Below are 18,371 nucleotides of genomic sequence, written 5' to 3'. Positions count from 1 at the left end.
GAATCGTGATGGTCGCCCACTCCTCGCCCACCCGCCCCTCCTCCCCCGCAGCGGGTTCCCCACCCGCGAGGCTCCTCGCTCTGCTCGCGGCCCTCGCCCTGCTCGCCCCCTCCGCCCTGGCTCTGCAGGCGATGCAGGCCCCGCCCGCAGCCGCCGAGGTCACCGACGACCAGCTCGCCGCCGACGGCGTGCTCCGCGACTCCCGCACCTATCAGGTGGCCCCGGGCCTGGACCTCACGAACTTCTCCCGCCTGGAGGACGGCGGCTGGAACGAGGGCAGCGTGCTCACCGCGGACCTCGACGTCCCGACGCTCTCGCTGGACGTGGCCCACGGCGACTCCGTCTCCGGGCGCGCGCCGCTGCAGGAGGTGATGGCCTCCGGTGAGCACGGCGACCGGGCCGTGGCCGCAGTCAACGGCACCTTCTTCGACATCAACCACTCCGACGCCCCGATCTACACCTCCATCTCGCAGCAGGGCGTGCAGATGGGCTCCCCCTCCCCGCAGCCGGCCCTCACCATCGCCGACGGCCACGCCGCGATCCAGGCGCTCTCCGCGACGGGCACCGCGACCCTCGCCGACGGCACCTCGCTCGAGCTCGCCGGGATGAACAACCCCTCGATCTCAGCGGATGGCATCGGTCTGTACACCGCCGCCTGGGGCGAGTACACCCTGGACCGGCCGGTGGGCGCCCCCGACGCCCCGGCGGAGCAGGTGGCCCGTGCGAGCGTCGTCGACGGCGTCGTCACCGAGGTCAGCGGCCTCCAGGACAGCGCCGGCGAACCGGACATCGCCGAGGGCGAGCAGGTGCTCCTGGGCCGCGAGGACGGCGCGGAGATCATCGCCGACCTCGAGGTGGGCGACCGCGTCGACATCGAGGTGGGCCCGAGCACGGACGTGGATCTCGGCCTCGCCGGCTCCCACCAGATCCTCACCGACGGAGCCGTCCCCGAGATGGGCGACGAGTCGCTCGTGACCGGCGACCATCCGCGCACGGCGGTGGGCGTCTCCCGGGACGGCAGCGAGCTGTTCGTCATGGTGATCGACGGCCGCACCACCGCCTCCCGCGGGATGACGCTGCCCGAGGCCGGGAAGATCCTGCAGGACATGGGAGCGCATAATGCGGTGAACCTCGACGGCGGCGGCTCCTCGGCCCTCGCCGCGCGCACCGCCGGTGCCGAGGGCGCCTCGATCTGGAACAGCCCCTCGGACGGCGAGGTCCGTGACGTCCCCAACGCCCTCGTCTTCTACTCCGATGCCCCGCTGGAGGAGCTCACCGCCGTGCAGACCACCACCGCCCTCGACGACGGCGCCGTCTTCCCCGGCCTGCAGCGCACCCTGCGCGGCACGGGTCTCGGCGCGAACCTCGAACCGCTCATGGCGGAGGGCTCCTTCAGGGCCGACGGGCCCCTCGACCTGGTCTCCTCCGACGCCGAGAGCGCGATCGTGCGCGGCACCGGACGCGGGACCGGTACGGTGACCTACTCCGCGGGCACGTTCGAGGACAGCCAGGAGCTGCGCGTGCTCGGCACGCCCGTCGGCCTCGAACCGGCGGCACGGTCTCTGAACCTGGCCGACGCGAAGGACTCCGCGGAGCTGAGCCTGAACGGCGTCGACGCCGACGGGCAGCGGGCCCGCATCGAGACCGCCGATGTGGAGGTCGCCGTCGACGGCGGCTTCGAGGTCACCCCGGACGGGACCGGTGCGTGGACGGTCACCGCGACCGGCGCCACCGAGACGGGCTCGGCGACCCTCACCGTCGGCGATCTCTCCACCACGGTGGCTCTCACCCACGGCACCGAGATCACCACGGTGCTGGACCTCTCGGACCTCTCCGCGTTCACCACGGACGCGGCCCGCGCGACCGGCACGATCAGCGCCGCCGAGGGCCCCGACGGCGAAGCCGGCTCTGCGATCGGGATGAGCTATGACTTCACCACCTCGACCGCCACCCGCGGCTTCTACCTGGTGGCGAAGGAACCGGTGACGGTCGAGGGCGATGCCCTGGCCTTCACGATGGACGTGCGCGGCGATGCCAGCGGCGCCTGGCCGCGCCTGCAGGTGGCCGACGCCGACGGCACCGTCACCAACCTCGACGGCGACATGATCGACCACGAGGGCTGGGAGCAGGTGCGCTTCACGGTGCCCGAGGGGCTCGCGCAGCCGCTCACCGTGCAGCGGGTGCGGATGATGGAGACCCGCCCCGAGGCGCAGTACTCCGGCGATATCGCGGTGGCGAACCTCGAGGCGATCACCACCCCGACGGCGGAGACGCCCGAGGAGCCGGCCGTGCACGATGCGGCCCTCCTGGCCACCGGAAGCGTGGTGGAGCGTCCCCAGCAGATCGCGGTGATGAGCGACGCGCAGTTCGTCGCGGCCGATCCCGACTCCGGGGCGGTCGAAGGTGCCCGGCGCACGCTGCGCGAGATCAAGGACGCCGATCCGGACCTCCTGGTCATCAACGGCGATTTCGTCGACGAGGCCTCCCCTGAGGACTTCGCCCTGGCCGCGCAGATCCTCGAGGAGGAGTGGGGCGGGGACATCCCGTACGTGTACGTGCCCGGCAACCACGAGGTGATGGGCGGGGACATCTCGACCTTCGAGGCCGCCTTCGGCCCCGTCACCACGCAGCAGGATCTCGGCGGGACCAGGGTGGTCACGCTGAACACCTCCTCCGGCACTCTCGCCGGAGGCGGCATCGACCAGATCGCCGAGCTCGAGGCCTCCCTCGAGGAGGCCGCCGGCGATGAGGACCTCACCGGGGTCACGGTCTTTTTCCACCACCCGCCCACCGATCCCCTGGCCAGCAAGTCCAGCCAGCTCACCGATCAGCGCGAGGCCCGCGCGGTCGAGGATCTGCTGGCGGACTTCCGCCGCACCTCCGGGAAGTCCGTCGCCCTGGTCAACGGGCACGTCGGCGCCTTCCACGGCGCGGCGGTGGACGGCGTGACCACCCTGATCAACGGGAACTCCGGGAAGAGCCCGGCCGGCACCCCCGCCACCGGCGGATTCACCGGTTGGACGATGCTCGGCATCGATCCCGCCGCCGGTGACGTGGGTACGGAACCGAGCACGCAGGACCGGGTGGACTGGCTCGCCGCCGAGACCCATCCGTGGGTCGACGAGATCTCGGTGCAGGCGCCCCGGAAGCTGACCGTGGGCGGCGTGGGAGACGCGTCTGCGAGCTTCTCCCAGGACGGACGGACTGTGCCCGTCGCCTGGCCGGTGACCTCGCAGTGGGGCGGCGAGGGCGTGCAGGTCCTCGGCGACGGAGCGGAGAGCTCCGACCGCCGCGGGGTGGTGCGGCTGAACCCCACGACCGGCGAGATCACGGGCATGCGCCCGGGCACCGCGACCCTCTCGGTCACGGTCAACGGCCGCACGGCGACCACGACGGTGGAGGTCGCCGGGCACTGAGGCAGGAGCCCGCCGACGACGACAGCGGCCGCCCGGAGAAGCTCCAGGCGGCCGCTGTCGTCTCAGACGATCAGACCAGTTCGATCTGCGCGTCCTTGTCGTTCATCACCAGGATCGGTGTGATCGCCGGATGCCCGGCGACGCGGATCGCCGAGAGGTCCGCGCGCAGCAGCGGGGTGCCGGCGGTGACCTTCTGGCCGGGCTCGACGAGGGTGGTGAACCCCTCGCCCTGCATTGTCACGGTGTCCACGCCGACGTGGATGAGCAGCTCGACGCCGTCCTCCAGGACCAGCGCGACCGCATGCCCGGTGGGGAACACGTGGCCGACGGTGCCCGCGGCGGGAGCGACGACCTCGCCATCGGTCGGCTCGATCGCGACGCCCGGTCCCATGATCTCCTGGGCGAACGTTGCATCAGGCACCTCGGACAGCGGGACGACCGCACCCGCCATCGGCTGGCGCAGGCGCACGAGGTGCGTGGTGCGCACCGCGGTGCCGGCGCCGCCGTCGGCCTCCGCCTCTGCCTCTGCCTCGGCCTCGGCCTCCAGCGCCGCGTCATCGGCCGGATCGATCCGTCCGGTCATGATCGACTCCATCGCGTCCTTCACGAACTGGACGCTGGTGCCGTAGATGACCTGGACGGACTGTCCGCCCGGGCGGACGACGCCCGCGGCGCCCGCCTGCTTCAGGGCACCGTCGTCCACGAGCGTCGTGTCGGCGACCTCCATCCGCAGCCGGGTCGTGCAGTTCTCCAGGTCGGTGATGTTGTCCTTGCCGCCGAGCGCGGCGAGGAAGGCCGTCGCCTCGGCGAGGTGCTTCCGTTCGCCGGAGAGCACGGCGTTCTCATCGGTGAGCAGGTCGCCCTCGTCGCGACCGGGGGTCTTGAGGTCGAACTTGAGGATGATCGCGCGGAACACCACGAAGTACACCGCGAACCAGAAGATGCCCATCAGCGGGATCGCCCAGGGGTTCTGCGCCATGGGGTTCACCCAGCCCAGCACCAGGTCGATGAAGCCGCCGGAGAAGCCGAAGCCCATCCGCACCGGGAGCATCGCGGAGACCGCCATGGAGATGCCGGTGAACAGGGCGTGGACCACGTACAGGCCCGGGGCGAGGAACATGAACGAGAACTCGAGGGGCTCGGTGACGCCCACGAAGAACGAGGCGATGGCGCTGGAGAACAGCACGCCCGCCGCCACCTTGCGGCGCGAGGACTTCGCGGTCACATACATCGCGAGCGCGGCGCCAGGCAGGCCCATCATCATCACGGGGAAGAAGCCGGTCATGTACTGGCCGGTGACGCCGTAGGTGCCGGTGGCGTTGAGGAAGTTGCCGAGGTCGTTGATCCCGGCCACGTCGAACCAGAACACGGAGTTCAGGGCATGGTGCAGGCCCAGCGGGATGAGCATGCGGTTGAGGAAGCCGTAGATGCCCACGCCGAGCGGGCCGAGGGTCAGGATGAACTCTCCGAATCCGACCAGGCCGGTGAACACGAGCGGCCACAGGAAGAACAGCACCAGGGAGAGCACGAGCGAGGCACCGGCGGCGACGATCGCCACGGAGCGACGACCGGAGAAGAACGCCAGGGCGTCGGGCAGCTCGGAGTCCTTGAAGTGGTCATAGGAGTAGGCGCCGATCAGGCCGCACAGGATGCCCACGAAGACGTTCTCGACGTTGGAGAACGCGAGGTTGACATCCTCCTCGACGATCCCCTTGAAGATCGCCACGCTTGCCGGCGACAGCAGATTGGTGACCACGAGCCAGGAGACCAGGCCCGCCAGGGCCGAGGTGCCGTCGGGCTTCTTGGCCATGCCGATGGCGACGCCGATGGCGAACAGGAGCGGGAGCTGGTCGAGGAGGGCTCCGCCGGCGATCTTGAAGAAGCCGCCGACGACATTCGTCTCGTTGCCGGTGGCGGCCAGGATCCAGTAGCCGATGCCGCTGAGGATCGCGGCGACGGGGAGCACGGCGACCGGCAGCATCAGCGATCTGCCGAGGCGCTGGAAGAACTTCATGGGGACCTCTCGGGGGTCGAGGACGCACCGGAAGGGCCGACGACGGTGCCGGGAGGTGCGTGCCTGGGGACGGCCGCCATTGTGCCCCCGCACCGGCTCAGCATCATGCTCAGGGGGAGCAGGCATGACGGATCCCGCATGACGCTCACCGCCGGGTGCGGTTGCCGCTCAGGTCCCGGAGGCGCGCACCGACCCCTGGTCGAGCCGTTTCTGGGCCGTCTTGATCGTGCTGGAGTCGTAGGAGCCCGTCGAACGGGCCTCGTTCAGGGCATCCTGCTGGGCGTCGAGGATCAGCTGCATGAGCTCTGCGTACTGCGACTTGACGGGATCCTCGGCGGCTCTGCGGAGCTGGGGATCGGCGATCCGGGCCTGCACCTCCCGCACCTTCTCCAGCACCCCCGGGTCGAAGTGCTCACCGCCGCGGCGGCGCAGATCGGGGTTGTCGAGCACCTGACCGGCGGCCGCCTCGTTGATCTCGACCAGCAGCAGGGCGAGCTCGCGTCGGGCCTGCTCCTCGTCGGTGCCCCGGATGCCGAGCACGCGGATCAGGAGCGGGAGCGTCCCGCCCTGGCCGACGAGGGTCACGAGCGCGACCACGAACGCGACCAGCACCAGCTGGGTGCGATACGGGAAGTCCGTGGGCAGGGACTGCGCGGCGGCGAGGGTGACCACGCCGCGCATGCCCGACCAGGCGAGCACGGCGCCGCCGCGCCAGCCCAGCCCGTTCCCGGCGTAGAACCGGGCATCGGCGCGGCGACGCTGCAGCCAGCGCTCGAAGCGTGCACTCCGGGGGTGCTGCTGGAAGCGCTCGTCGGCCGAGACCCGTTCCAGCGCCTCGTCGAAGCGCCGGGCCTGCTCCTCGTAGTCCGGACGTCGGCGGCGGGCGGTGAACACCACGGGGACCACGAAGGCGACCCGGATCAGGCCCAGCAGCACCGTGACGGCGAGACCCACCCAGACGGCGTGCCACACCGACAGCCCGCCCTCGGAGACGTCCGTGACGAGCGTGCGCAGCTGCAGACCCATCAGCAGGAACACGCCGTTCTCCAGCAGCAGCTGGACGGTGAGCCAGTTGGTGCGCTCGGCATTGCGGTCCGCCACGCTGAGGCGGCGCACGCTGCTCGCGCCGGTCACCAGGCCGGCGGCGACCACGGCGAGCACCCCGGAGGCGTTCGCGAGCTCGGTGGGCAGGAACGCGATGAACGGCACGACGAAGGAGATCGCAGTGGTGAGCACGGGCTGGTCGATCTTGGAACGGATGCGCACCGCGACGAACCCAACGGCGGCACCGATCGCGATGGCGACCACCACCGCGTAGAAGAAGTCCCCGGCGGCCTGCCAGAAGGAGAACGCGCCGGCCGTCGCGGCGACGGCGGTGCGCAGCAGCACCAGGGCGGTCGCGTCGTTGACCAGGCCCTCGCCCTCGAGGATCGTCAGGAGTCGCGGCGGGAGCCCCAATCGCTTGCCGATGGCGGTCGCGGCGACGGCGTCGGGAGGGCTGACCACGGCGCCCACGGCCACGGCGGCGGCGAAGCTGAGAGTCGGGAAGATCGCCCACAGCAGGGTCCCGACGCCGAAGGCGGACACCAGGACGAGGATCACGGAGAGCGCGCCGATGGTCTTCAGATCGCGTCGGAAGTCCATCACCGGCATGTTGACGGCCGCCGAATAGAGCAGCGGCGGCAGCACCAGCGCGAGGATCAGCTCGGGCTCCGGGGCGATCAGCGGCATCCCCGGGATGACGCTCACGGCCAGACCCACGATCACCAGGATGATCGGAGTGGCGAGTCCGAAACGGCTCGAGAAGTACGACGCAGCGACGATGATCAGCACGGCCAGGACGGCGACGACCTCGAACTGTTCCAAACCCATGGAGTGTCCTCCCGGTCGCCTTCGCTCCACCGTTCGGCGGCACACCCGATCTCCGGGCCGTGCGCCCATTTTCTCATCGATCGTCTCGCCCGGCTGGGATTTCCCTCAGGACGGGCGGTGCGACGTCGCACCCGACACGCAGAGTTTCCAGGTCGTACGGCCTCGCGTCACACTCTTGTCGCCGCCAGGGAGCACAATTCAGTGGAAACCGGACGTGAAGCGGACCACACTATGACGGGTGGTCCGGAGAGGCGGTGGTGACGATGAGCGTGGTGAGGGTCTACAACCGCGGGTACGACGTCGACACCGGGATCGGCGAGCTCCTGCACACCACGTCCGTGCGCCACGCCTTCGGGATGATCCGCCGCGAGGTCGCGAGCCCGGTGGAGCTGATCATCGTCGAGGACCGCATCATCCCCACCGCGCTCGAGCTGACCCGCGAGCTGAGCGGTGCCTGGGTCGAAGGTGCCGGACAGCGCTCCGTCGGCTTCTCCTATCGGGCGATCCACGAGCGCGACCACTGGACCTGCGCCTACTGCGGGCGCAGCGTCTCCAAACGACCGCCCTGCGAAGCACTGCTGGCGACGGTGGACCACATCCAGCCGGTCTCCCGGGGCGGGGAGTCCTCCTGGTGGAACCTGGTGAGCGCCTGCAAGGAGTGCAACAACCGCAAAGGCGCCCTCACGCCGCTGGAGGCGGGCATGGATCTGCGCTTCGAGCCGTACGATCCGGCGCTGGCCTATCGCGTCGGCGGTCAGGTCGAGGCGCTGCCGGTGCTTCTCGCGGTGTGACCCGCTCCGCACGCCGACCTCCACCCCGTATCTCATCTATGAGATACGGTCGATCCATGACTGAGAACGAGAACTACCTGGCCCGTATCGGCACCCTGATCCGTGACGCCCGTCAGCATTCCGGCCTCACCCAGGCTCAGCTCGCCGAGGAGCTGAGCACCAGCCAGAGCGCCGTGAACCGGATCGAGAAGGGTCAGCAGAACCTAACCCTGGATACCATCTCCCGGATCGGCTCCGCCCTGGACTCCGAGCTGGTGGGCATGGGCACGTCCGGCCCGAGCCACCTGCGCGTCGAGGGCCAGCGGACCCTCAGCGGATCCATCGAGGTCAAGAGCTCCAAGAACGCCGGCGTCGCCCTGCTGTGCGCGTCGCTGCTGAACACCGGCACGACTGTCCTGCGCAAGGTGGCCCGCATCGAGGAGGTCAACCGTCTGCTCGAGGTGCTCACCTCGATCGGCGTCAAGGCACGCTGGATGAACGAGGACAACGACCTCGAGCTGAAGGTCCCCGCCACGCTCGATCTCGCCTCGATCGATGCCGATGCGGCGCGCCGCACCCGCAGCATCATCATGTTCATGGGCCCGCTCATGCACCGCCAGGAGTCGTTCCAGCTCCCCTACGCCGGCGGCTGCGACCTCGGCACCCGCACCGTCGAACCGCATATGACGGCGCTGCGCCCCTTCGGCCTCGACGTCGTCGCCACCGAGGGCGACTACCAGGCGACAGTCTCCCCCGGGGTCGGCCCCCGTCGGCCGATCGTGCTCACCGAGCGCGGCGACACCGTCACCGAGAACGCCCTGCTGGCCGCAGCCCGGTACGAGGGCGAGACGGTGATCCGCAACGCGAGCCCCAACTACATGGTCCAGGACCTGTGCTTCTTCCTCGAGAAGCTCGGCGTGAGCATCCAGGGCATCGGCACCACCACGCTCACCGTGCACGGCAAGGCCGAGATCAGCACCGATGTCGAGTACGCCCCCAGCGAGGACCCGATCGAGGCGATGAGCCTGATCACCGCCGCGATCGTGACCAGCTCCAGCATCACCGTGCAGCGCGTGCCGATCGAGTTCATGGAGATCGAGCTGGCGCTGCTGGAGGAGATGGGGCTGCGCTACGACCGGTCCGAGGAGTACCTCGCCCGCAACGGGCAGACCCGTCTGGTCGACATCACGACGCACCCCTCGCAGCTCAAGGCACCGATCGACAAGATCCACCCCATGCCGTTCCCCGGGCTGAACATCGACAACCTGCCCTTCTTCGCCGTGATCGCCGCGACCGCCGACGGCCAGACGCTGCTGCACGACTGGGTGTACGAGAACCGCGCCATCTACCTCACCGAGCTCAACAAGCTCGGGGCCAAGGTCAAGCTCATGGATCCCCACCGCGTGCTCATCGACGGGCCGACCCGCTGGAGCGGCGCCGAGATCGTGTGCCCGCCGGCGCTGCGACCCGCCGTCGTGATCCTGCTGGCGATGCTCGCCGCGAAGGGCACCTCGGTGCTGCGCAGCGTGTACGTCATCAACCGCGGCTACGAGGACCTCGCCGAGCGCCTCAACAAGCTCGGTGCGCGCATCGAGACGTTCAAGGACATCTGAGTAGGAGCTGGGCCCCGCTCCTCCACTCGGCTCCGTGGACTCGACCCGCGATAGCGGGGCGATGGGCCGGCGAGGCCGCTCGGCACCGAACGGTGAGGGAGCCCCTCGCCCTCCGAGCTTCCGCAGCTACTGGCCGGCGAGCGCGTCGGGCTTCCCCGCGCTCGGGATCTCGACCGTCGCGGTCGACGTGCTCGTGGCCGGCGGGCTCTCGATCGGTGCGACGGCAGGCATCCTGTTCGCCGTCGGCTGCGGCGGAGTGTTCGTCGTCGCCGCCGAGCAGCCGTACCTGCCCGATCTGGTGCCGCGCAGGACCCGGGTCCTCGCCGATGCCCGGGTGGGCCAGTCGCTGACGGTCGCGGAGTCCTCCGGGCCCGCGCTCGGCGGAGCGCTCGTGGGTCGGTGGGGCCCGTTGACGCTGCTGCAGTGATCTTCACCGCGGCCATGCTGGTCGCACTGCACTCACCGCTGCGCGGCGCCCGCAGTCGCTGACCCCTCTCCCTCGGGAGCTGTCCCATCCAGCAGACCGTGCCGGGCGAACGCCTGCGCGATCCCACTCTGGTGCACCGTGCCGGTGATCTCATCGGCCGCGGCCCGCGCCTCGGGGGTCGCCTCACCCATCGCGATGCCCACGCCAGTGATGCGCAGCATCTCCAGATCGTTGTTGTTGTCCCCGATCCCGATCGAATCGGCCACGTCCAGCCCGAGCTGGTCGAGCAGGGCCAGGATTGCCGAGCCCTTGTTCACCCCGGCCAGTGAGACCTCTCCCCCACCGGTGCCCAGATGCGTGATGGTCCCGGTGATCACGCTGAAGCCCTCGGGCGTGAGCGCCTGATGGACCCGTTCGAAGGCGTCCGGGGTCACGCCGAGGAAGATCGCCTTGGCGATCGCGTCGAGCGGGGCCTTCTCCGCGACCTGCTCGATGTCCAGCTCCTCGCCCGTCCCCAGCCCGGGCCGGTCCTCGATACCGAGCATCCTGCGCATCTCCTCCCGACGCGAGGCGACGGGATAGACGCCGTCGCGAGCCTGGAGCACGTAGTCCAGATCGAGCTGTCCGAAGACCTCGATCATGCGTCTCGCCTTCGCGACGGGCATGGCGTGCTGGACCACCCAGTCCTCGCCGAGGTGCACGAAGGCGCCGGCGCCGAGGACGGCTCCGTCGAACCCGATCTCCGCGAGACGAGGGTCCAGCTCGCTCGGGGAACGGCCGGTGGCCAGCAGTACGCGGTGCCCCGCGGCGCGGGCGGAGCGGATCGCGTCGACCGTCGAGGTGGGGAGGATTCCGTCGTGGGCGATGATCGTGCCGTCGACGTCGAGGAAGACGATGCGGCGTCCGGGATCCAGGATCACCGGGCCCCCGTCCAGCTCGCGATCGCCGGGGCGTCGGGGATGTACAGGCCCTGCTCGGCGAGCTTGCGGGCGGTGGCAGCACCATCGACATGGCGGCTCACACTCGCGCCGCCGCCCTGGGGCACCACGGAGTGCATGATCGTGGAGTTGTACACATGGACGAGGTTGAAGGCCTGCGCGCCGTCCCGGCCCCGCGTGCCGCGGTCGGGCGTCTGCAGGTCCTGGGTGTAGCAGGTGGCCGAGGCGACGGAGACCGGGATGCCCGCGAAGGTCGCGGAGGTCGAGTAGTGGAAGTGACCCCCGATGATCGCGCGCACATCGCTGCCGGCCAGCACCTGAGCCAGGGCGTCCTGGTCGCGCAGCTCGACGGTGATGGCGAGGTCCTGGACGCACGGGACCGGGGGATGGTGCAGGGCAAGGATCGTTCCCTCCGGGGCAGGCTCGGAGAGCACCTCTCGCAGCCAGGCGTACTGGGCCGGACGGATCTCGCCGTGGGCCCTGCGGGGCACGGTCGAGTCGAGCACGATGATCCGCAGGCCTCCGAGCATGACCACCCGGTCGTACGGGGCGTCGTCGGCCTCCGCATCGAGCAGCTCGGTACGCATCGTGGCGCGATCGTCGTGATTGCCCATCACCCAGATGAGCTCGGCGCCGAGGTGCTCGGCGAGCGGCTCGACCAGCTCGCGCAGCTGCCGATAGGCGGATGCCTCCCCGCGATCGGCGAGGTCGCCGGTGAAGATCAGTGCCTCGGGTCGCAGGTTGGTGGCGACCAGGTCCTCGAGCAGCCCCTCGAGATGCTCACGGACCGGGGCGACCCCGGACAGCAGCTCGCCCGGGGGCACGAAATGGGTGTCCGAGAGGTGGACCAGGGTGTGGTTCGCCCTCGGATATTCGGCGGCGCGCAATGCGTTCATGCGGGTGTCCTTCCGGTGGTGCGGGGCGGCCCGGCGGTGCGCCCCTGGATGAATCGGCCGGGCAGTCGCTCGTGCACGACCCTGCCTCCTGCGGGATCTCCAGGTCCGGCCTCCGCGGATCCGCCCGACCCCGCATCGTCCCCGGTGCCGGTCGCCCCGATCATCCGGGCGATGTTCGCGATGGTCCGCTCGGCGACGTCCTCGACGGCGATGCGCATGGTGGTCAGGCCCAGCAGGTCGATCCCGGGAAGGATCCCGTCGCAGCCGGTGGTGGCGACGTCCTCGGGGGTCCGCAGGCCCGCCTCGTGGAGACGACGGATCAGGGTCAGCTGCCGCAGGTCGGAGGGGACCATGACGGCGCTGACGCGGCCGCGACGGGCCAGGTCCACGGACTCGTCCATCGCGTCGTGACCTCGTCGGTACTCGAGCCGGTGCACCGTGGCTCCGCGGATCTCGAGCAGCTGGGCCATGACGGTGCTGCGCACGAACTCGGGGTAGGAGTCCTCGGCGCGGGCGGTCTGCACGGCCACATCCGTGTGGCCCAGTTCCAGAATGTGCTCGGCGAGGCGACGGGCCGCGTCCTCCTCGTCGTAGGAGACGGCGTGGATCCGCCCGCTGCTCTCCGGGCGTCCGGCCCGGATGATCGGAAGCCGGTCGCGGAAGGGCTCGAGCTGGTCGCTGGTCACTCCGCCCGTGGCGACGATCAGACCGGCCACGCGCATGCCCATCAGGCGGTGCAGGCTGGCCACCTGCTGCCTGCCCTGGTCGTCATGCTTGATGGTCATCGACAGCAGCGTGACGCCGGCGGCGTGGCCCGCCTTCTGCAGCTCGCTGAACAGCAGACCGTAGGCAGGGTTGGAGGCGTCGCGCAGCAGGAGGCCGACGGTGGACGAGCCTCCGGAGGCGAGCTCGCTCGCGGCGACGTTGGTGACATATCCGAGCTCGTCGGCGACCGCGAGCACTCGGCGCCGGGTCCGGTCGGAGACCTTTCCCTGGCCGAGCATGACGCGGGAGGCGGAGGTGCGGGAGACCCCGGCGGCGGCGGCGACGTCCTCCAGCCGGACGCGACCGGGGGGACGTGGCTCGGGAGAGGCGGAGGCGGAGGTGCTCATGAACGGACTTCCTGGTCGACGGCTGTCGCCCCGGCGGTGCCGCGGGCTGCTCGGGTCCCACGATAGGCACGCAGCAGCCAGGGCCAGTCCGTCTGGATCAGATCGGCGCCGAGGTCGAACAGCGGTCCCCACCCGGCAGCGGGCCCGTGCAGCAGCGCCGCCTCGTCGTCATAGCCCGCGAACAGCGGGATCCCGTTCGTCAGCACCTCGGCGTTGACCAGCACGAACAGTCCACGGGCGTGCAGCTCGACGAACAGGTCGGGGTCCGCGAGCGGGTTGTCCGGGCCATCGGCCAGCAGCTCGATGCCCACGACGTCGAGGTCATCGTCCTCGACGAGGTCCTCGATCTGCGCGAGATCCGTGCAGATCGGCAGGTAGGGGTACTTCACCTCGTGGCGCCGCAGGACGTCGAGCGGTCCGGGCAGAGCGGCCGGGCTCTTCAGCAGCAGCTGCTCGGTCATCCCGAGACCATCCAGGGCGGGGAGGAGCGTGGCCCATGATCCCCAGGACCGGTCCACGTTCACCAGGGGCACCGCCTCGTCCTCCACACCCAGCTCAGTGGGACGCAGCGCGGCCAGGAGGTCGAGCAGGCGTTCCACACCAGCCGGACGGCCCGGGCGGTCCACGTGCACGTATCGCAGCTCGTCGATCTGCCGCGCCGTGAGCGTGGTGAGGTTCGCGCCGATCCCGAGCAACCGCTGCTCGGTCCCGTCGTGGAAGGCGTAGAACTCTCCGTCCGCGGAGGTCGAAACGTCGATCTCGACCACATCGGCCCCGGAGACGAGAGCGGCCATCGCCGCCACACGGGTGTTCTCGGCGAAGCTGCCGACGGCCGTGCCGCGATGCGCCACCACGAGGGTCCCAAGCTCGGCGAGGCGCCGGTGCAGGAGCCGGTCGGTGCCGCCCCGCTGCGGGTGCCGGAAGGCGGCGCTCATCGCTCGGCCCCGACGCGATCGCGCTGACGGCGTGCTCGGGCGCGCCGGCCGCCGCGGTCCCGGGCACCCCGCCCGTAGACCAGGTACATCGTCGCGCCGGTGATGATCATGAGCAGCACCGTGTAGACGAAGGTGTTCGCGCGCGCATCGAGGTTGGCATCGCCCTCGGTGCTCGCCTTGATGACCAGGCCCAGAGGTTGGAACAGCGGGTGCGCGAGAAAAACGGAGGTGTCGTAGTCGTCCAGCAGGCTGTTGAAGTTCAGCGCCCCGATCGCCAGGACCGTCGGCAGCACCGCGGGCAGCAGGATCCTGCGGAAGACGTACAGCGTCCTCGCGCCCATCAGCGAGGCGGCTTCCTCGAGGTTGTCATTGATCACCGAGAAGGCAGCCTTCAGCAGGCGCAGGGTGAAGGGGATCTTGCCGATCACGTAGGCGATCAGCAGGATCACGGTGGTCCCGGTGAGTACGCGGCCGCCCACCAGAGGGCTCGGATGGTCGTAGCTGATGATCAGGCCCAGCGCGATCAGGGTGGTGGGCAGGATCCACGGGATGTGGAGCAGGTATTCGGCGGCGAGCGTGATCGCGTTGCGGTGCTTCGCGATGATGCGGGCGACGAACAGCAGCCCGAGCACGCTGATCAGGGAGGCGAGGCCCGCGTAGACGATGCTGATGACGAAGGGCCGCAGGCTCGCGGACTCCCCGAGCACGCGCGCGTAGTTGTCCAGGGACATGGTCGAGAAGCGGAACTGCCCGGACTCGATCGCGCGGGAGTCCTGGAAGGAGTACAGGACGATGAGGATGACGGGCAGCAGATAGGCCGCGAACAGTGCGTAGGCGACCACGTGCACCGCGACGTTCAGCACCGGATTGCGGATCTTCTGCTTGACCAACTGCGAGGAGACCTTGGCGATCGAGAAGTAGGTGCCGCCCTTCTCGATTCGGGTCAGGACGATCAGGAGGAGCACCGTGGCGATGCCGAGCACCAGCGCGAGGAGCGCGGCGATGTCCCGCGAGCTGGGAGTTGCGGCGAACGTCAGGATTATCGGGGTGATGGTCTGGAAGTCGCGCCCGCCGAGCACCTGCGGGGCCGACAGCGCCCCGAGCCCGCCCAGGAACGTGAGGATCGTGACGGCGAAGAGCACCGGTTTCAGCATCGGCAGGACCACTCGGCGCAGGATCGTCCACTCCGAAGCACCCATGCTCCGTGCCGCCTCGATGGTCTGATGGTCCACCTTGGACAGGGCGCTGGAGACGAACAGGAGGTGGTTCGTCGTGGTGGCCAGGGTCATCACGACGACGACGGCGAAGAAGCCGCTGAACCAGTCGGGGTCCATCTCGGGGAACAGTCGCAGCAGGAACCCGGTGATGATCCCGTCGGCGCCATAGACGAACTTGTACCCGGCGGCCAGCACGATGCCTCCGTAGATCAGGGTGGTGGCGTATCCCAGCCACAGGATCCTGCCACCCCTGATGTCGTAGTACCGCGTGACCAGCACGACGAAGATGCCGACGACGTTCACGGTGACCGAGAGGACGAACGCCAGCAGGAACGAATTGCCGAGGGACGTCATGGCCCGTTCCGACGAGGCGAGCTTCTCGACCGCCCGCAGGGTGGGCTCGCCGTCCGGGACGAAGGTCTGCACCAGCAGATTCGCATTGGGCCAGATCAGGAACGCGACGATGAACCAGCCCACGATCGCGCCGGTGACGATCACGAAGGGCGAGCGGATCATCCTCGAGATGCTGCTCGCGCCGTTCATCGCGCGGCCACGGACGTCACGGCGGTCGCGGGCGCCCCGTCCTCGGCGGCGCCAGAGGCGGCCCTGCCCTCGTACTGGAGGATCGTGGCGGGGTCGATGTGCACGGTGACGACGTCGCCGGCCTGAGGGCGGGCGGAGCCGTCCTCGGGCTGCATGACCTTGACGATCGCGCCGTGCGTGCTGATCTCGTAGCTCGAGCGCACTCCGTGGTACCGACGGCGCACCACGGTGCCGGGAAGCGCGACCGATCCGCCGCTCGCCGTCCCGGTGCCGAGCCTCACCTTCTCCTCGCGCACGTACGAGACGCGCGTGGGGTCGAGGGCCGTGCCCGACCGGGCTGCGACCTCCGTGACGAGAGCGGGCGACAGGCGACTCGCATCGCCGATGAAGTGGCACACGAACTCGGTGGCGGAGGCGTCGTAGATCTCTTCGGGGGTGCCGATCTGCTCCACCCGGCCGTCGTGGAAGACGGCGATGCGATCGCTCATGCTCAGCGCCTCGTCCTGATCGTGCGTGACGTAGACGGTGGTGATGCCGAACTGCTCCTGGAGGTCCTTGAGCTGCACTCGCAGCTGGGCCCGGAGCTTCGCGTCGAGGTTCGACAACGGTTCGTCCAGCAGCAGGATCTTGGGGCGCAGCACCAGCGCGCGCGCGATCGCCACGCGCTGCTGCTGCCCCCCGGAGAGATCGGCGAGGTTCTTCTCGAGCTGGGTGGGGGACAGATCGACCTGTTCGGCGATCTCCCGGACCTTGCGCTCCACCTCGGCTCGGGACTCCTTGCGGACCTTGAGCCCGAAAGCGATGTTCTCCCGCACGTTCAGCGACGGGAACAGGGCGTAGTTCTGGAACACCATGCCGATCTGGCGCTTGTCGCTGGGCAGGCGCGTGACGCGCCGGCCGGCGACGTGGACGTCCCCGGCCGAGGGACTCACGAAACCTGCCAGCGTGCGCAGAGCAGTGGTCTTGCCGCAGCCCGAAGGGCCCAGCAAGGTGAAGAATTCGCCGTCGCGCACGTGCAGGTCGAGGCCGTGGATCGCCGTGAAATCGCCGTAGTCCACGCGGATCCCGTCGTAGCGGATCATCTCGGTGCCTTCCGTCAGGGTGCGGTGGGTGGTGGTGGTGCGAAGCCGGTCAGACGACGTACTCGAGCTCGATCTTCTCGACCCAGCCCGGCAGGTTCTCGGTGACGAACTCCCAGTCGATGTCCTGCCGCACGAGACCTTCGTGGAACTCGACGATCGATGGCTCGGCCTGGTCGATCGCGCCCTGGTTCACGGGCATGGAGTCGAACTCCGCGGACCAGGCGGCCTGCAGTTCGGCGCCGCCGAACCAGTCGATGAACTCCTGGGACTCCTCGAGCTGGTCGGTGCCCTTGATGATTGCGGCCTGCTCGACCACGAACGGCACGCCCACCTCGGGCTCCACCACACCGGCTGTGATGTCGTAGCTGGCCTCGCGGCCGGGCAGGCCGGAGGACGGCAGCTGCCCGTAGTCGACCTCCCCGTCCACGATCCGCTGGAAGACGTCGACGTCCTCGACGGCGGGGCTGCCGGTGCTGAAGTACTTCTCGACCTCGGCCCAGCCCTCTTCGGAGATGCCCATCTCGCCCTCAGGATCGGCATAGCGGGTGAGGATGCCGGACATGACGATCTGGATGGTGGCGTTGCCCATGCTGGTCTCGGACTGGTAGCGGCCCTCGAAGGCGGGGTCGTTCCAGAGGTCGAGCCAGTCGTTCGGGGCGTCGGCCGCATCGATCCTGTCGGCGTCGTAGGCAAGCAGGATGGCCTGCTGCACGACGGGCCAGTAGTTCCCGTCCCCGGAGGCGTCGCCCAGCTCGGCGTCGATCTCGTTGGCCCACACCGGGGTGTACGGCTCGATCGTCTCGGCGTCCACGAGCTGGTTGAAGTAGACGTTGTTGAGCCCGAACACGACGTCGGCGACGGGATTGCCCGCCTCGGCGAGGATCTTGTTGGTGGTGTCCCCGCCACCCTGGCCGACGACCTCGATGTCGAAGCCGGCCTCGGCAGCCTGCTCAGTGAGCCAGTCCCCCCGGCCGTCGCCGTTGGAGTTCGTGTAGACGATGAGGGTGTCGCCGGAGTCGGCGCCGCTGTCGGCGCTTCCGCAGGCGGTCAGGGCAAGGGCTGCGGTCGCGAGGACTGCGGAGGCTTTCAGGAGCTGTCGCATGGGAACACTTTCTGTACACGAAGGGGTGAGGCCCTCCGGAGGGCGGAGTTGCGGACGACTGCGGACGGGCGTCACGTCGAGGCCACACCAGAGGGGAGCGCTCTCCCTCCGTGAGGAACTCTCGTCATCGAAAGTGGATGCGACCCAACTCCGAAGGCATCGCCATGTGAACTCTGGTCGAACAGTGGGGGAGCGCTCCCCCTGTGCGTGATCAGCAACACTAGGGGACACCCAGGCGGCTGCACAAGGGGCCCGGACCGCGTGTTCGTGCGTGCCGACCATAGGGGCCCTTCCTCCCGATCAGCTTGACAGGAATCCACAAACCGGTTTAACTGCTTTCTGTTCAAACCGGTTTGCGCATCGGTGTTGGCGTCAGCGCCAGCACAGCTGCTGAGACCGCCAGACCCAAGAACGACCGACCGGTTCGACCGAGC

The 18,371-nt window shown here is 69.5% G+C and carries 13 protein-coding genes; 4 read left to right on the top strand and 9 right to left on the bottom strand.

All coding sequences use genetic code 11. The annotated features are described in order from the left end of the window. Window positions 1-8: 8 nt before the first annotated feature. Window positions 9-3,416 carry a phosphodiester glycosidase family protein gene (locus INT49_RS09660; protein ID WP_193117530.1) on the top strand — a complete coding sequence of 1,136 codons (3,408 nt, stop codon included), beginning with the start codon at window positions 9-11 and terminating at the stop codon, window positions 3,414-3,416. Between the two features lie 70 nt (window positions 3,417-3,486). On the opposite strand, the gene nagE is transcribed toward INT49_RS09660, so the two are convergent. Together nagE and INT49_RS09650 are read right to left on the bottom strand one after the other, a co-directional pair. Continuing rightward, window positions 3,487-5,430, bottom strand: a complete 1,944-nt coding sequence (gene nagE / locus INT49_RS09655) for an N-acetylglucosamine-specific PTS transporter subunit IIBC (protein WP_193117529.1) — start codon at window positions 5,428-5,430, stop codon at window positions 3,487-3,489. 168 nt (window positions 5,431-5,598) lie between these two features. After that, window positions 5,599-7,302: a cation:proton antiporter gene (locus INT49_RS09650; RefSeq protein ID WP_193117528.1), complete on the bottom strand. Its 1,704-nt coding sequence runs from the start codon at window positions 7,300-7,302 to the stop codon at window positions 5,599-5,601. 263 nt (window positions 7,303-7,565) lie between these two features. Between INT49_RS09650 and INT49_RS09645 the strand changes: the two genes are divergently transcribed. The 3 genes from INT49_RS09645 to INT49_RS09635 are packed head-to-tail and all read left to right on the top strand — an operon-like array spanning window position 7,566 to window position 10,112. Then, window positions 7,566-8,093, top strand: coding sequence for an HNH endonuclease (locus INT49_RS09645; RefSeq protein ID WP_193117527.1), 528 nt, complete (start codon window positions 7,566-7,568; stop codon window positions 8,091-8,093). Window positions 8,094-8,149: 56 nt separating this feature from the next. Then, complete coding sequence (locus INT49_RS09640; protein WP_193117526.1) at window positions 8,150-9,685, top strand: UDP-N-acetylglucosamine 1-carboxyvinyltransferase; 1,536 nt, start codon at window positions 8,150-8,152, stop codon at window positions 9,683-9,685. A gap of 34 nt (window positions 9,686-9,719) precedes the next feature. Continuing rightward, window positions 9,720-10,112 carry an MFS transporter gene (locus tag INT49_RS09635; RefSeq protein ID WP_193117525.1) on the top strand — a complete coding sequence of 131 codons (393 nt, stop codon included), beginning with the start codon at window positions 9,720-9,722 and terminating at the stop codon, window positions 10,110-10,112. Window positions 10,113-10,144: 32 nt separating this feature from the next. On the opposite strand, the gene INT49_RS09630 is transcribed toward INT49_RS09635, so the two are convergent. The 7 genes from INT49_RS09630 to INT49_RS09600 are packed head-to-tail and all read right to left on the bottom strand — an operon-like array spanning window position 10,145 to window position 17,937. Then, window positions 10,145-11,032, bottom strand: coding sequence for an HAD family hydrolase (locus INT49_RS09630; RefSeq protein ID WP_193117524.1), 888 nt, complete (start codon window positions 11,030-11,032; stop codon window positions 10,145-10,147). Beyond that, a complete protein-coding gene (locus tag INT49_RS09625; RefSeq protein ID WP_193117523.1) occupies window positions 11,029-11,946 on the bottom strand; it encodes a phosphodiesterase in 918 nt (305 codons plus the stop codon). The genes INT49_RS09630 and INT49_RS09625 overlap by 4 nt, the downstream gene beginning before the upstream one ends. Then, window positions 11,943-13,058, bottom strand: a complete 1,116-nt coding sequence (locus INT49_RS09620) for a LacI family DNA-binding transcriptional regulator (protein ID WP_193117522.1) — start codon at window positions 13,056-13,058, stop codon at window positions 11,943-11,945. The genes INT49_RS09625 and INT49_RS09620 overlap by 4 nt, the downstream gene beginning before the upstream one ends. Continuing rightward, the gene (locus INT49_RS09615; protein ID WP_193117521.1) at window positions 13,055-13,993 is read right to left on the bottom strand and encodes a glycerophosphodiester phosphodiesterase family protein; all 939 of its coding nucleotides are present in this window, start codon (window positions 13,991-13,993) and stop codon (window positions 13,055-13,057) included. Before INT49_RS09615 ends, INT49_RS09620 begins: the two co-directional genes overlap by 4 nt. Further along, window positions 13,990-15,726: an ABC transporter permease gene (locus tag INT49_RS09610; protein ID WP_226850130.1), complete on the bottom strand. Its 1,737-nt coding sequence runs from the start codon at window positions 15,724-15,726 to the stop codon at window positions 13,990-13,992. The genes INT49_RS09615 and INT49_RS09610 overlap by 4 nt, the downstream gene beginning before the upstream one ends. 23 nt (window positions 15,727-15,749) lie before the next feature. Beyond that, complete coding sequence (locus tag INT49_RS09605; protein ID WP_193117519.1) at window positions 15,750-16,835, bottom strand: ABC transporter ATP-binding protein; 1,086 nt, start codon at window positions 16,833-16,835, stop codon at window positions 15,750-15,752. Between the two features lie 49 nt (window positions 16,836-16,884). Beyond that, complete coding sequence (locus INT49_RS09600; protein WP_193117518.1) at window positions 16,885-17,937, bottom strand: extracellular solute-binding protein; 1,053 nt, start codon at window positions 17,935-17,937, stop codon at window positions 16,885-16,887. Window positions 17,938-18,371: the final 434 nt, after the last annotated feature.

Source organism: Brachybacterium tyrofermentans, assembly GCF_014897585.1.
Classification (GTDB): Bacteria; Actinomycetota; Actinomycetes; order Actinomycetales; family Dermabacteraceae; genus Brachybacterium; species Brachybacterium tyrofermentans.
The sequence above is the reverse complement of the archived record's forward strand: the minus strand, read 5'-3'. Positions and strand labels throughout refer to the sequence as shown.

Bases quoted from the DNA above. Each gene is read 5' to 3' on its own strand.
- INT49_RS09615 (WP_193117521.1), bottom strand. From the start codon at position 13,993: ATGAGCGCCGCCTTCCGGCACCCGCAGCGGGGCGGCACCGACCGGCTC.
- INT49_RS09660 (WP_193117530.1), top strand. From the start codon at position 9: ATGGTCGCCCACTCCTCGCCCACCCGCCCCTCCTCCCCCGCAGCGGGT.
- nagE (WP_193117529.1), bottom strand. From the start codon at position 5,430: ATGAAGTTCTTCCAGCGCCTCGGCAGATCGCTGATGCTGCCGGTCGCC.
- INT49_RS09605 (WP_193117519.1), bottom strand. From the start codon at position 16,835: ATGATCCGCTACGACGGGATCCGCGTGGACTACGGCGATTTCACGGCG.
- INT49_RS09640 (WP_193117526.1), top strand. From the start codon at position 8,150: ATGACTGAGAACGAGAACTACCTGGCCCGTATCGGCACCCTGATCCGT.
- INT49_RS09600 (WP_193117518.1), bottom strand. From the start codon at position 17,937: ATGCGACAGCTCCTGAAAGCCTCCGCAGTCCTCGCGACCGCAGCCCTT.
- INT49_RS09620 (WP_193117522.1), bottom strand. From the start codon at position 13,058: ATGAGCACCTCCGCCTCCGCCTCTCCCGAGCCACGTCCCCCCGGTCGC.
- INT49_RS09610 (WP_226850130.1), bottom strand. From the start codon at position 15,726: ATGATCCGCTCGCCCTTCGTGATCGTCACCGGCGCGATCGTGGGCTGG.
- INT49_RS09650 (WP_193117528.1), bottom strand. From the start codon at position 7,302: ATGGGTTTGGAACAGTTCGAGGTCGTCGCCGTCCTGGCCGTGCTGATC.
- INT49_RS09625 (WP_193117523.1), bottom strand. From the start codon at position 11,946: ATGAACGCATTGCGCGCCGCCGAATATCCGAGGGCGAACCACACCCTG.
- INT49_RS09645 (WP_193117527.1), top strand. From the start codon at position 7,566: ATGAGCGTGGTGAGGGTCTACAACCGCGGGTACGACGTCGACACCGGG.